The sequence below is a fragment of the Algibacter miyuki genome, from assembly GCF_030409805.1.
GTDB lineage: Bacteria > Bacteroidota > Bacteroidia > Flavobacteriales > Flavobacteriaceae > Algibacter > Algibacter miyuki.
On record NZ_JAUFQP010000007.1, the window covers coordinates 955,508 to 970,031 of the forward strand.

9 protein-coding genes are annotated in these 14,524 nt (G+C 36.1%); all 9 read right to left on the bottom strand.

Annotation, left to right across the window (positions count from 1 at the left end; translation table 11 throughout):
- Positions 1 to 32 precede the first annotated feature (32 nt).
- The 9 genes from QWY92_RS07085 to QWY92_RS07125 all read right to left on the bottom strand — a co-directional run bounded on the left by QWY92_RS07085 (position 33) and on the right by QWY92_RS07125 (position 14,517).
- Entirely contained in the window at positions 33 to 1,694 is a 1,662-nt protein-coding gene (locus tag QWY92_RS07085; protein ID WP_290269720.1) for an alpha-L-fucosidase, read from the bottom strand.
- Positions 1,695 to 3,221: a sulfatase family protein gene (locus QWY92_RS07090; RefSeq protein ID WP_290269722.1), complete on the bottom strand. Its 1,527-nt coding sequence runs from the start codon at positions 3,219 to 3,221 to the stop codon at positions 1,695 to 1,697.
- Positions 3,222 to 3,243: 22 nt separating this feature from the next.
- Complete coding sequence (locus tag QWY92_RS07095; protein ID WP_290269724.1) at positions 3,244 to 4,302, bottom strand: alpha-L-fucosidase; 1,059 nt, start codon at positions 4,300 to 4,302, stop codon at positions 3,244 to 3,246.
- An 11-nt stretch (positions 4,303 to 4,313) separates the two neighbouring features.
- Positions 4,314 to 5,915, bottom strand: coding sequence for a sulfatase family protein (locus QWY92_RS07100; protein ID WP_290269726.1), 1,602 nt, complete (start codon positions 5,913 to 5,915; stop codon positions 4,314 to 4,316).
- Between the two features lie 74 nt (positions 5,916 to 5,989).
- Positions 5,990 to 7,300, bottom strand: a complete 1,311-nt coding sequence (locus QWY92_RS07105) for a sugar MFS transporter (RefSeq protein ID WP_290269727.1) — start codon at positions 7,298 to 7,300, stop codon at positions 5,990 to 5,992.
- A 368-nt stretch (positions 7,301 to 7,668) separates the two neighbouring features.
- The gene (locus QWY92_RS07110; RefSeq protein WP_290269729.1) at positions 7,669 to 8,850 is read right to left on the bottom strand and encodes a PNGase F N-terminal domain-containing protein; all 1,182 of its coding nucleotides are present in this window, start codon (positions 8,848 to 8,850) and stop codon (positions 7,669 to 7,671) included.
- Complete coding sequence (locus QWY92_RS07115; protein WP_290269731.1) at positions 8,847 to 11,066, bottom strand: GH92 family glycosyl hydrolase; 2,220 nt, start codon at positions 11,064 to 11,066, stop codon at positions 8,847 to 8,849. The genes QWY92_RS07110 and QWY92_RS07115 overlap by 4 nt, the downstream gene beginning before the upstream one ends.
- An 83-nt stretch (positions 11,067 to 11,149) precedes the next feature.
- Positions 11,150 to 13,486 (bottom strand): glycoside hydrolase family 20 protein, encoded by a 2,337-nt coding sequence (locus QWY92_RS07120; RefSeq protein WP_290269733.1) that lies wholly within the window; start codon positions 13,484 to 13,486, stop codon positions 11,150 to 11,152.
- A gap of 8 nt (positions 13,487 to 13,494) precedes the next feature.
- Positions 13,495 to 14,517: a glycosylasparaginase gene (locus QWY92_RS07125; protein ID WP_290269734.1), complete on the bottom strand. Its 1,023-nt coding sequence runs from the start codon at positions 14,515 to 14,517 to the stop codon at positions 13,495 to 13,497.
- Between the last annotated feature and the right edge of the window lie 7 nt (positions 14,518 to 14,524).

Here is a 14,524-nt window from a genome sequence, read left to right on the forward strand (position 1 = left end):
GATTTATTCGACAACTAAGATATTCTATTCTATTAAAATTTTGTACCCTTAAACTTACCTTTTAATACTATCGGGTAGCTTTTTCCATTTATCGCAGGAATAGTTATACTTGTATGTGTTTTATTTTGCGAAAACTTGATCTTTTCATTAGAATCTAGGCGGTGAAGGCTTTTTAATTTTCCTGGATTCATTGTGTTTTGTAAACCCAATGTAGGAATGATAAGTTCTCCTTTTTTAGGATTCATAATGGTGATATAAAAAACATCATCTTTTGTTGTAAATCGAACTTCATCACTAGAAAAAGATGCGCTTGCGGTAGTGCGTTGGTTGTAATGTTCGCCTTTTTTTGTTTTTTCGGCAATATCATCACCGGCGTTTCTAATTTCGCCGTTGGACCCTAAAACAATTTCGCCTCGAATACTTTTACCATCGCCATAGACTTTCCACGGGCGGGTATTGTAAATAGCTTCGCCGTTTATTTTTAACCAATCGCCAACGGTTTCAATAATTACTTTTAGTTCCGGAGGAATTGTGCCGTCTGGTTTTAATTCAATATTTAATAATAAATTACCATTCTTGCTAACCGCTTCAATAAGCATTTCTAAAATGGTACGTGCGTTGTGCGTTAAGTGTCTGTCGGTTTTGTAAAACCAATCGGTAAAAGTAATTTCCGATTGCCAAGGTTCGGTTCTAAGGGTGTTGCTTCCTCCAGATTCAACTTCGTTTACCGTGCCTTTTTCTTGTCTTTTTAAAAGCATTACCGCTTGTACAGAACCGTTTTTATTGTAATTATTTTGATATAATGTACGTGCTACTTCTTTGCCATATTCACCATAAGTAAAACTGAATCCGTCGTTATACAGTAAATCTGGGTTGTATTTGTTAACTAGTTCTAAGTGGCGTTTTAACCAGTTTTTCTTTATGTTTTCAATAACTTCTGGTGTACGATCTTCTGGTACGGGACCGTATAGATCTGCAGGATCTAAACCTTCCCACCATTTTCCTTTGCCATCGGCTTTTGTTAATCGGCCGTCATAATGAACGCCTGCGTATTTACCCGTTTTATCTGCTCCAAAGGCAGGTTGCCACCAATTTAAAAAACGATCGTCATGGCTGGTAACGCCAAACTTTAGGCCTGCGTTACGTGTTGCTTTTTCAAAAGCGCCAATAATATCTTTTTTAGGACCAACATTTACCGAATTCCATGGATGAAAAGAAGAGTCGAATAAATCAAAATGATCATGATGATTTGCCAAGGCTACAATATATTTTGCGCCATTTTCTTTTGAAAAATTTATTAAATATTCAGCATCAAATTTTTCAGCTTTCCAAGTATTAATAACGTCTTTAAAACCGAATTCTGAAGGATGACCATAGGTTTGTAAATGATACGGATTGGCCATTTTTCCAAACTTTTGGCGACCAACATCTTTCATGTACATATGGCGTGCATACCAACCGCCACCTTGTTCAGGTACAGCTTGTGGTCCCCAATGAAACCAGATTCCGAATTTAGCATCACGAAACCATTCTGGACATTCATATTGATTAGCAAGTTCATCCCAAGACAAATTTTTATCTTGAGCTTGTGTATATTGCGTTGTACACAGAACAAACATAACCATGAAAAGCGCGTTTATAAAAACAGGCTTTTTAAGGTTTAATGCTAATATATTTGAATGGCTTAAAATCATTTATTTCTTTTTAAAGTTATAAGCTTCAATATCATCAAACAGTCCGAATTCATTTTTATTTAATCGAGCAGGATCGCCTGTTTCATCAATAAGAATTTGTAATTCCGTCATTAAATCATCTTTAACAGTAGCGAATTTTTCATCGTCTATTAAATTATTTAACTCCCAAGCGTCTTCTTTTACATTGAATAATTGATAGGTAAACACCTCGTGTTTTGCACTTACAATTAATTTGTAATCGCCTTTACGAACCGCGCGGTGACCTCCACCAGGATTATGTTTTCTGTTTTTATTTAGTAAATCACCAGGCCAAGAATTATAGGCATAAAGCATACTGTTTCTTACTTCTTTCTTTTCTCCTGTTATAACTGGTGTTAAATCTTCAGTTTCGATAGACTCAGGAATTTCGAGTCCAGTTAAACCACATAAGGTAGGAAACACATCGTGCAAATAGGCTAGGGCGTCGGTTTTTTGATTTTTAGGAATGTTTGGTCCGCAAAAAATTAAAGGTACACCAACACTATGTTCATACACATTTTGTTTTCCTAATAAACCATGTTGTCCTAAAGCTAAGCCGTTATCTCCTGCAAACACGATAATAGTATTTTCTGCTTGTCCAGAAGCTTCTAGCGCTTTTAAAACGCGACCAATTTGAGCATCGGTAGCGGTAATCATGGCGTAATAATCTGATATTTCTTTTTGAATAATAGCTTCTGTTCTTGGAAAAGGCGCTAAAACTTCATCTCTAATTTTATCATCAGCAATTTCAAAGGGATGCTTAGGCATAAAGTTTGCGGGCACTTTCATGTCTTCTGGAGAGTACATATCATGAAATTCCTGAGGGGCTGTTCTTGGATCGTGAGGCGCAGTAAAAGCCACATACATTAAAAACGGATCCTTTTCTTTATAACTATCTAAGAAACCAACAGCGGCATCTGCAAAAACTTCACTACTGAATTTTTCTTTATCCTGATAAGCTGCAGACCATCCTGTTTCTGGCGTATAATCTTTTACTTTAGTTCCAAAATGTGTAGTCATACCTCCTAAAAAGGCTGATTTTATTTGATTGAAACCACGCTCTAGCCAAATTTCACCGTTGTGTTGTTTTCCGGTAGCAAAGGTTTCGTAGCCATTAGCTTTAAAATATTCTGGAAAGGTTAATAAATCACTTTTTCCTTTTTCTTCCTTCGGAAAAGCGAATTGTGCGTAAACATTCGGTTCAATATTAAAATAGTGACGCCCCGTCATTAACATCGCTCTACTTGGAGAGCAAACAGCTGCTGTTGTAGCTCCTAGAATATATGAATTGGTAAACGATGTTCCATTTTCTACTAACTTATCCATGTTAGGTGTTTTTACACCGTATTTGTGCATGGCTTCTATTGTACCAGCGCGCTGATCGTCTGTAAATAAGAAAAGTATGTTTGGTTTTTGGGCTACAGTTTCTTTAGTTTTTGGATTTTCTTTACAACCTGTTGCTATTAATGCAAAAAGAATAAGGTTGTAAAATATGGTTTTGTTAGGCATGGTTATGTGTTGTGAAATAATTTTACTCTTCTTTAGCTAGCATTTTGCCAACTTGTTTTAAAATTTTAGCAGATTCTTTTGGTACATTTCCATCTCCATCTGGGCCAATGTTTAGCAAGAAATTCCCGCCTTTTCTGTTGATATCTTTAAGTTTCTCATAAACCACTTCTGGACTTTTCCATGCGGTGTCTTTTATTTTGAAACCCCAAGAATCGTTCATGGTGTAGCAAGCTTCCCAATAATGTTTTAAAGTAGAATCGGGATGAAATTGTTCTGGCGTACCAAAATCTTTTTTGAATTTATCACGTTTTGAAACCCGGTTGTTAATGATAACGCTTGGTTTTAAGGTTCTGATGTATTGATATAAATCGTTACCATCTTCTTCGGTCCACCAATGTGTCCAATCGGCATCGAACCAAATAATTTCGCTATCGTAATTTTCGACAAGCTCCTTAATTTGGTTTTTCATGTAGGTGACATACTCTTCTTTTCTGCCATCCTTCATGGTGGTTAAGCCCCAGTTTTTACGCTTTTCTTCTTCGTTATATTCCACCGTTTGAGATGGATGATGCCAATCTATGATGCTGTAATAGGTGCCAAAATGTAAACCGCCTTTTTTGCAAGCATCCGCAAGTTCTTTTACCAAATCGCGACCTTTCATTGGGCTTTCAGCAATATCGAAATCGGTGTATTCGGAATCCCATAGGCAAAAACCTTCGTGGTGTTTAGTAGTAATCACCAAATATTTCATGCCAGCTTTTTTAGCCAGCTTTACAATGTTATCGGCATCAAAATCTTTAGGATTCCAAGTGTTTATTAACGTTGCATATTCTTCCGAAGAAATATTTTGATTTCCTTGAATCCATTCGGCGTAGCGCCCTTCATCATTACCTTTGTAAATACCGCCTAACTGACTGTACAAACCAAAATGAATAAACATGCCATATTTAGCATCTGTAAACCATTGCATTCTTTTAGTGAAATCGGCTTCAGATTCTTCTAAATAATTAACATTTTCCTGAGCAAATCCAGAGGTTGTTAATAATAGAAGCATCAATAAAATGGCGTGTTTTTTTTGCACAGTATGGTTTGTTAGTGGTTTATGTTTTTTGCGCTTAAATAATTTTCTAGGTTAGAAGCATTCAGCGCGTCACTATCTCCGTATTTGGTACGCATGTTTTCTAATTGTTTATGCATATCTGCTTGTACATCGGTATAAGCAGGATCGTTGTAAAGGTTATTCATTTCTGAAGGATCTTTTTCTAAATCGTATAATTCCCATTGTTCAATATCATAATAGAAATGAATCAATTTGTAACGTTCTGTTCTCACGCCGTAATGACGTTTTACATGATGTTCTCCAGGGAATTCGTAATAAGTATAGTAAATAGCATCACGCCATTCGCTAGCTTCACCGTTTACTAGTTTTCTGAACGATTCACCTTGAATGTCTTTAGGAATAGCAACACCTGCATAATCTAAAAATGTTGGCGCAAAATCTAAGTTCTGTACCATGCCATCAACAACTGTACCTGCTTTGATTTCTTTTGGGTATTTCATTAAAAGTGGTGTTCTAAAAGACTCTTCGTACATGAAGCGTTTGTCGAACCAACCGTGTTCACCTAAATAAAAACCTTGATCGGATGTGTAAACCACAATCGTGTTTTCTTCTAAACCGTTTTCTTTTAAATAATCTAAAACCTCACCAACACCATCATCTACGGACTGAATTGTTCTTAAATAATCGTGCATGTAACGGTTATATTTCCAAAGGGCAAGTTCTTTTCCTTTTAAGTTTTTGGCTTTGAAATCGGCTATAATAGGATCGTAATAGGCATCCCAAGCTGCTTTTTGTTCAGCATCCATTCTGTCGTAGCGGCTTTGAAAAACGTTTCTATACTTGGTTTTAATATCCCCTTCTTTATCAAGCATTTTTAAGTCGTACACTAAATCCATATCTTTATAGATACCCATTTCGTGCGCTGCTGCTGCTGGTCTTCCTTCGTAATCATCGAAAAAGTTTGCTGGCGGATCGAATGTTATGTCTTCAAAAAGGGTTAAGTATTTTTCCTCTGGCATCCAAGTTCTGTGTGGCGCTTTTTGGTGATATAGTAATAAAAAAGGCTTGTCTTTTTCGCGTTTATTTTCTAACCAGTTTAGAGCAATATCGGTAGTTACGTTGGTTACATAGCCAGGGATTGTTTTCTTTACACCGTTTTCAATAAATTCAGGAGAATAGTATTGACCTTGACCAGGAAGCACGTTCGAGTAATCGAAACCTTGTGGCAAACCGTCCATATGGATTTTACCAATTAATGCGGTTTGATATCCTGATTTTTGGAGGCTCTTGGCAAAATTATCTTGATCCCAGTCAAACGCACTGATATTATCCACTTTTCCGTTTATAAAACTGTGTTTACCAGTAAGCATTACGGCTCTACTTGGCGCACAAATAGAATTGGTTACAAAACCTCTGTTGAAAAGCGCACCTTCGTTGGCTATTCTATCAATATTAGGCGTGTTGTTTAATCCATGACCATAAGCACTAATGGCTTGGTAAGCATGGTCGTCACTCATAATAAAAACAATGTTTGGTCGTTGCGGAGTTTCATCTTCAACTTTGGTTTTAGTTTCTTGTTTGCAACTAAAGCATAACATGAAAGCTGATAAAACCACCAAGTAGGAATTATTCAATTTTTTTGTGTTTAATATTTGTTTGACCATTATTTATTAATTGAATTATTAAAATGTGTTACACTATGAAAAGTCTATTTTTGCTTTTTTCCAATTTTATGTCCCCAAATAGCAAAGAACAAAATAAGCGCATAACAAGGAATTAGTATCCAGTAACTACTTGTTGCAGCACTAGAAGTTGCTTGTACTTGGTCTATACCACTTGCTATAAGTTCGTTTTTATTAGCGTCTACAATTCTACCGTATAATGGTGGAATAATAGCTCCCCCAGAAATAGCCATAACTAATAATGCAGAAGCGGTTTTGGTAAACTTTCCTAAACCTTGTAATGTTAAAGGCCAAATAGCCGGCCACACTAAAGCATTTGCTATACCTAAAGCTGCTACAAATAAAACAGATGTGAAACCAGTAGTATTTAAAATACATAAACTGAATACAATACCAAGTACGGCACTTGCGATTAAAGCTGTTTTTTGCTTAACATATTTTGGAATTAAAAACACACCTAATGCATAAGTGGCTACCATAGCCATAAGGGTGTAGGTTGTGAAAAATTTAGCTTCTTCTCCGGTAAACCCTAATGAGATTCCGTAAGATATAATGGTGTCTCCTGCAATGACTTCAGCGCCTACATACACAAATAGAGCTAAAACGCCTAACCATAAGTGTGGAAATTGAAAGATGCTCGTTTTAGTATTTTCTCCTTCTACTGTATCTTCTGAATCTTCTGCTTCAATATCTGGTAATGGTGCCATTCTGATTAAAACACCCAAAACAAATAGTACAACAGCCATAATAACGTAAGGCATAAAAACACTATCGGCCATGGTATCTAAAAGCACATTTTTTTCATCTATAGAAGCACTTCCTAGTTTTTCTTTAACTTCATCAATTCCCGATAATAATAATGCTCCAAAAATTAAAGAGCCTAATGCTCCTGCAATTTTGTTTGCGATTCCCATAATAGCGATACGTTTAGCACCACTTTCCATAGGGCCTAAAATGGTAATGTATGGGTTTGCTGCTGTTTGTAAAAGCGTCATACCAACACCTTGAATAAAAATACCTGTTAAAAACACCCAATAGGTTCTAGCTTCGGCTGCCGGGATAAAAAGTAAAGCGCCAATTCCCATAATGATTAAACCTAAAGACATCCCTTTTTTATAACCTATCTTATTCAAGATATAAGATGCCGGTAAGGCCATTACAACAAAAGAAATATACGATGCAGAAGCGACTAAATAAGATTGCGCATCTGTTAATTCGTTTATGGTTTTCATAAAAGGAATTAACGCCCCGTTGATCCAGGTAACGAATCCAAATATGAAAAATAAACTCGCTATAATAACGATTGGAACTAGATTACTTTTTTTTGATGATTGCATATTTTTTTTGATTTTTATTGTTAAATCTGAATAAATAAAAAAACACAACAAACCTATAGCGGCTAATAGTCAACTAAAATCCTTAGCCGATTAATTGTTTTTTGAATTCTACAGATAGTTCTAATTATGGACACTAAATTAGATGTTATATTGTATTGTAACAAATAATATTTTAATAGAAAACTACTTTATTCTTTAAAATAAAGGGAGGACGTTATGAGGATCCTCCCTTAGACTTAAAATAAAACAAAACTAAACTTCAAATAAACTTACCCTAAAGGAAGTGACATAAAAGATTATTAGAAAATTAGTTCGACGAATAGCAGGTTTGAAAAGGTGTTGGTTGAAAAGAATTTAATTTAACAAAACTATTTGTCGTAAGTGATATATGCAGATACTAACCAATGGTTAGATTTATCTTTTCCGGCTGCTGTAGCAGGTATTGTAATGGTTAAAGATTGCTCGCCAGGTTTTAAGTCGCCAAGTTCTGCTGTATATGGTTCTACCATAGAACCTGGGCACCAATTTGAACGAGAAAGGTCTGAGGAAGCTAAGCGTTCTTCAATTTGTTTAAGCTTATATGTTTTTGTTTTTCTATCTCTGTAGTAAGTAGAGTCTTTACGTAACCAAACCCCAGAAGTTGGGTTAAAACGTCTAAAAGAAGCACAATCGTCACGCCAAGGGATGGTGTCTATTACGGTTTTACCATTTACTAATACCGTATTTTTTATTTTAATAAATTCATCACCACCGCTATGCCCACCGTGTCCTGTGGTAATGTAATGCAGTTTAGCGTTTTTAATACTTTTATCTAAAACAAAAGTGTGCTCTAAAGATCGGTTTGCAAAGAAATCCGGCAAAGCTTGTCCTTTTACATAGTTTACCGCATTCACTAACGGTAGTACTTCACGTTGTTGTTTTGGTCGGCCAGAATAGATTAGACTTAAATCCACTTTATATCCAACTTTACTCCATGCATCAATCCAAACACCTACATAAAAAGTATCGCTAACAATGCTTTCAAGCTCGGATATATCTTGATTCCAAACCACTTCTTTTTCCCAGTGTGGTACATAAACCGGTTTTCTATGTTTTACTTCATCGGTACTGTAATGGCCCACTCCAAATGGCGTCATAAAGCGTAATAATTCAACTACGGGTTTGTAGTCTTCAGTTGCTTTTACACCGCCGTGTTTTTCATTCGTATAAGATCCCTTCGGAAATTTAGTTTTTCCTTCTGCTAAATTTAAGAATGAAATATCATCTGGATTGGTAATTACAAAACAAGATCCCGATTTATCCCATTTATCACCATTAGAACGTAGCGATAATTTAATATGAACATCAGTACCTTTTTTAAACTTCGGAACAGTGACTTTCTTTAAAATCACGCGACCACCTTGCAATCTAATAATATCAGGATTATCAACCGTTGGTTTTCCGTAATTAACTTGTTGATCTTGGAAGATTATTTTTTCTAGTTGCTCTTGAGAAAAAGAATATAAACTGCTAATTAAAAGAATGCATAGGGTGATGAATCTGATTTTCATTTTAAATTGATTTTTAATTTTGAACCTTTTATTAAATCTGAATGGTTGATGAAATAACTATTATGCGTTTTTCCGTCAAGTTGAATTGTGTTTATAATGCCTTTTTCGGTACCCGATTTTTCAATAACAAGCATTTTACCTTTATAATAATTCGGGTCTAAATCGATGGTGATTTTATCGAAAACAGGCGTTGATATCGTGTAAATAGGGTCTCCAGGAGATATAGGATAAATACCCATCATGCTGTAAATTAACCAAGCCGACATGGTGCCAGTATCATCATTACCTGGTAAACCTGCGGGTTTGTTTTGAAAATACTCATCCATTAGCTCATGCACTAATTGTTGCGTGCGCCATTCTTCACCTTTTACATAATTGAATAAATAAGGATAAGCAATATCGGGCTCGTTTGCCATATCGAATTGTTTGGTGCTAAATACCTTTTGAAGTTGTTCGCTAAAACCTTTTTTACCACCCATAAGTTTCATTAAGCCTTTAATATCATGGGATACCATAAAAGCATATTGCCAAGCGTTACCTTCAATAAAACCAATGTTTTTAGTGAAATTTGCCCCGGCTAACGGATCGAAAGGTTCGTGCCAAGTGCCGTCTGCATTACGCGGACGTAAAAGTTTTAAATCTTTATCGAATAGTTTTCTATATGAAATGGAACGCTTAGAAAAACGTTTGTAATCGTCTTTTTTATTTAGCGCTTTAGCTAATAATGAAATGGAATAATCGGTAGCGTTATATTCTTGAGTGGTAGAAACCGAACCATTTTGATCGGTATTTAAATAGCCATTTTCAATATACGGTTCAATACCAGGTCGCAACGGATTATTTTCTAAAGCATCGGCACTTTTTACCATAGCTTCATAGGCTTTTTCAATATCGAAATCGGTGATGCCTTTTAAATAGGTATCCGTTAAAATAATACCTGCGGGATCGCCTACCATAGTTGTGGTTTCGGTAGCGTTGAGTTCCCATTTTGGTAGCCAGCCACTTTCATCATAAATATCGAGCATGCTTTTAACCATATCCGATTGTTGCTTTGGGTAAACCAAAGACATCAACGCGTGAAGATTTCTGTAGGTATCCCAAAATGAAAAGACGGTAAATCGGGTGTTTTCTGTTTTTAAAGTTTCTCGGGTTGCCATTTTCGGGTATTCACCATTAAAATCATTTAAAATATTGGGGTGAATTAAGGTGTGATAAAGGGCTGTGTAAAAAATGGTTTTATCATCTTCAGTACCACCTTCAACCTTGATTTTGGAAAGTTGCTGTTCCCAATGTGCTTCAGCTTGTTGGTGTATGGCTTCAAAACTGAAATCTTGTGTTTCTTGCTCTAAATTTTCGCGTGCATTTTCAATACTCACGTATGAAACTCCAATTTTAACTTCTACTTGGGTTGGTTTTTCAAATTGATAAGAAAAATAACTACCAATACTATCGCCTAAAACTTCTTTACGATAACCTTCCATAAGCCTTGGTTTTCCATTGTATGGCATCCAAGCAGCTTCAGCGCCCTTATATTTTTTAGGAGTTTTCCAAACGCCATAATTTGTTGCAGGTTTACTAAATTTTGCAACGAAATAAACCGGATATGCTTCTTCGGGTTTGTAATAGCAAAATGAGCCCACAGTGCGCATACCTTCAATTTCTGTTGGCGATACTATTTTTATAGCAGCACCTTCCTCATTGGTTAAACCTAAGCCTAAATTTAATAAGATGTTCGATTGTCCTTTCGGAAATGTATATCTAGAAATACCCGTTCTGGTAGTTGTTGTGGTTTCAACCTTAATATTATATTTTGTTAAAACATTGGAGTAATAACCCGCTTTGGCCGTTTCGTTGGTGTAGGTACTTCCGTATTTTAAATGATTGGTTTCAACATCGCCTGTGGTTGGCATTAAAAGGATAACTCCTAAATCCGGACAACCAACACCACTTAAATTGATGTGAGAATAGCCTGTTAAAAAGGTGTTTTCGTTCACATAAGGGTTGGATAACCATCGACTATCTTTTTCTAATGTATTTTGAGTTCCCGCCACGTTGAAAGGGGATACACTCACCATACCTCGTGGTGCAATGGCTCCAGGATTGGTGGCTCCAAAGTTTGAAGTTCCTATAAACGGATTTACATATTTAGTGAATTCTTGCGCATTTACAGCCAAGGTGTTTATTAGGATAGATACAATAAAAAGCTTTTTTATCATCGGATAGGGATGTTTATAGATGGTTATTACAGCATCTAAATTAAGCGGTATTTACTTAGTAAAACAGAAATACTAATCGAATTTTAATCGATTAGTATTTCGTCTATAAATAACCAACCTTCGTTGGTATTCTTTTCATTTTTAGAAGTGCTTACTTTTACTTTCACAAATCGTGCAGATACTGCTCGGCATTCTAAAACAAAATCTTTTAGTTCGGGTTCAGAGCTGTCGGCGTATGGTCTTTTAAAAGAGGCGGTCTCTTTAAAGGTTTCACCATCTTTAGAGGTGAAAACCTGAATTAAAGTCGGGTAGTAGATGCCATTTTTTTGATTTTCCATACTACCAATAGTAACCTTGTTGATTGGTGTTTCTTTTTCTAAATCGATAGTGATTTCGGCAGCGCTGTTTAACCAACCTTGCCATCTACCATCTCTAAAGTTTTTAGTACCTCTTAGTGTATTTACTAAATTATATGCGCCAACACCTTGGTATCTTTTATGGTATTCTGTTTGGTAAGTAGTTTTATGAGCCACAGCAGTATGGAATTTAACCGTGTCTTTAAAAACGTTTCCAACTAAAACATCATCTTTAAATAAGCCAGCTTTTACAGCAGTCGTTTTAGATAAAATAATAGGTTCTGTATAATGTTTTGAATCGCTATTTAAGGGTTCATCATTTAAAGCATAACGAATATCAGATACTGTATATTCATTTTTTAAAACTAGCGATACCGTTTTGTTTTCAACACTCGTTTCCATTTTAGAGGTTACAATAAATGAACTTTTTGAATAGTTTATGCCTAAATATTCATAACGCTCAAAAGCAGCTGGTAATCGTCTAGAGAAATCGTCCCAATCTCTTAAGTCTTTTGCACTCCAAACGGTTTCGGCTAAAGCCGTTAATCTTGGGAAAATCATGTATTGAGAATGCGATGTTGTTGGCACAAACTCAGCCCATAAGTTGGCTTGTCCGCCTAAAACGTGTTTCGCTTCGGCTTCGGTCATCGTTTCTACAACCGGATCAAATTCATAGACTTTATTTAAAGGTGTAAAACCACCGCCTCCAGCAGGTTCTTGTTCTGGTGGGCCTTGGTAATAATCGAAATAAGAATGCGAAACTGGTGTCATAATTACATCGTGACCTTGAGCAGCAGCTTCCAGTCCGCCTTTAAACCCGCGCCAGCTCATTACTGTAGCGTCAGGCGCAAGACCTCCTTCTAAAATCTCATCCCAACCTACAAGTTTTTTTCCTTTGGAATTGATGAATTTTTCTATGCGTTTAATGAAATAACTTTGAAGTTCTTCAACACCTTCTAAATCTTCATCTTTAATTCTTTTTTGACAGTGCGGACAAGTTTTCCAGTTGGTTTTTGTGGCTTCATCACCACCAATATGAATGTATTTTGATGGAAATATATCCATAACTTCGATTAAAACATCTTCTAAAAACTCAAAAGTATGCTCTTTACCTGCACAATAAATATCTGTAATTGGCCATAAAGCGCCCGATGGTACGGCAATAGGTTCTGCTAAACATGATAATTCTGGGTAGGCTGCAATAGCACTAGAAACATGGGCAGGCATTTCTATTTCAGGTATTACATCTATACCTTTTAATTGTGCGTAAGCTACAATATCTTTAAGTTCTTCTTGAGTTAAAAAACCACCGTAAGTTGCTTTATCATTAGGGCTATTTTTAGTTCTAGAATTCCAAGGAATATCTTCTTGGTCTACACGCCATGCACCAACTTCGGTTAGTTTTGGATATTTTTTTATTTCGATTCTCCAACCTTGATCGTCTACTAAATGAAGGTGCAATACATTCATTTTTAACATGGATATGGCATCGATTGTTTCTTTGATATAAGCTGCGTCGAAAAAATGACGTGATAAATCGAGCATTAAGCCGCGATATTGAAAACGTGGGCTATCTTCAATTTCAATATTAGGAATTTCCCATGAAATATCACTCACCACGTTTTTACTTTCTATAGCTGTTGGTAGTAATTGACGTAAAGATTGTACAGCATATAAGTACCCTGAGTTACCTGAAGCTTCAATAGTTATTTGTGCATCTGTAACGGTTAGTTTATAAGTTTCTTCTGCTAAGTTTTTGTCTTCTTTAAAGTTAATAATATTACTTTTTTCTGAAGCATCGGTGATTGCTAAATCCCAATTTGCTGCTAGTTTAAATTTATCTTGTAATAATGTAGCAGCATTTTTTTGTTCATCATTAGAAACAACAAACGTGGTGTTTTTATTAAATTCAAAAACGCCAGGATTTATTTGAACCTTTTCAATTTTAGGAATGATATTAATATCAGCTTCCGTGTAAACTTTAGGTGGTTTTTCTTGGCAAGCCGTTAGCGTTAAAAGGCAAATAGCAGTTGCTAAAAAGGGTCTGTATAATTTATTTTTCATTAGGGTCATTATTTATCTTTCCAAGTCATTTTAAAATCAGGTTTCTCCATTCTGTTTCCGTTGTCGGCATCGCAAACCGCAAAATTGAAACCAGCACGTAAGCTGTAGCCGCCATATTCACCTTGCTTGTTTACAGCAATGAAACCAACCTGTAAATAAGGCATGTCTTTATGGTTTTTATGTTTGTTATAGATACGTTCTACAATGGTTTTACAAGCTTCGTTTGGCGATAATCCTTGGCGCATAAGTTCTACAACCATAGCGCTTCCGGCCGTTCTAATTACGGCTTCGCCTAAACCTGTTGCGGCAGCGGCACCCACTTCGTTATCTAAAAATAAACCAGCACCAATAATAGGGGAGTCTCCAACGCGGCCATGCATTTTCCATGCAGCGCCACTTGTAGTACAACCACCAGTTAAGTTTCCGTCTTTATCAATAACGAGCATACTTATGGTATCGTGGTTTTCAATGTTTATTACGGGTTGGTATTTCGATTTTTCTAACCAGTTTTTCCAGGCTTGTTCAGATTCTGGTGTCAGTAAGTTTTCTTCTTTAAAACCTTGAGATAAAGCGAAATTTAAAGCACCTTGTCCAGATAACATCACGTGTGGTGTTTCTTCTAAAACCTTTTTTGCAACCGAAATAGGGTGTTTAATACCTTGTAAAAAAGATACTGAACCACAATCGCTATTTTGGTCCATAATACAGGCATCTAGCGTTATTTTACCTTCTCTATCGGGAAGTCCGCCATACCCAACACTTCGAACTTTTGGATCGGCTTCAGAAATATTTAAGCCTTTTTCTATGGCGGTAAGTCCAGATTTACCTGCATTTAACGCCTCCCAAGTGGCTTGGTTTGCCGCTAAACCATGATTCCAAGTAGAAATAATTAATGGTTTTTTTGCGGTTTTTATTGGCGCTTCTTTCGGAGCTGTTGTCGCGTTGGAGGCTTGAGCATCATAAGCACTAAATGTGCTTAATGCCACAGAGCCTAATGCTGCTTTTTTTATAAATTTTCTTCTACTCGACATAACTTAA